This is a genomic window from Nocardioides antri (genome assembly GCF_008373765.1).
GTDB lineage: Bacteria > Actinomycetota > Actinomycetes > Propionibacteriales > Nocardioidaceae > Nocardioides > Nocardioides antri.
The window spans coordinates 1-444 of record NZ_VUJW01000042.1 but is presented as its reverse complement, the minus strand read 5'-3'; the positions used below and the strand labels follow the sequence as shown (position 1 = coordinate 444).

General features: G+C 71.2%; 1 pseudogene. It reads left to right on the top strand.

The annotated features are described in order from the left end of the window. Positions 1–305, top strand: a pseudogene (locus F0U47_RS20355) (energy-dependent translational throttle protein EttA); the annotation flags it as partial. Positions 306–444 lie beyond the last annotated feature (139 nt).

Sequence of the window (444 nt, the reverse complement as noted above, 5' to 3'; positions counted from 1 at the left end):
AGATGGGCGGCAACCTGCTGCTGCCCGACGAGCCGACCAACGCCCTGGACGGAGAGCCGCTGCCCTCACTCGAGGTCTCGCTGCTCGACTACCCGGGCTGTGCCGTGGTCACCTCGCCCGACCGGTGGTTCCTCGACCGCGTCGCGACCCACATCCTGGCGTGGGAGGGCGACGACGAGAACCCCGCCCGGTGGTTCTGGTTCGAGGGCAACTTCGCCGCCTACGAGGAGAACAAGGTCGAGCGCCTCGGTGTGGAGGCGGCCCGCCCCCACCGGGTCACCCACCGCCGCCTGACCAGGGACTGAACGGGGAACGGGCCGTCAGTCCTTGCGCCGGTCGTCGCGCATCTCGCGCTCGGGGTGGTCGCTGATGAGCCGGTCGCTGACGGCGTTCATCACCCGGCCGAGCGCCGCGAAGTCCTCGTCGGCCACCAGGTCGACGAGG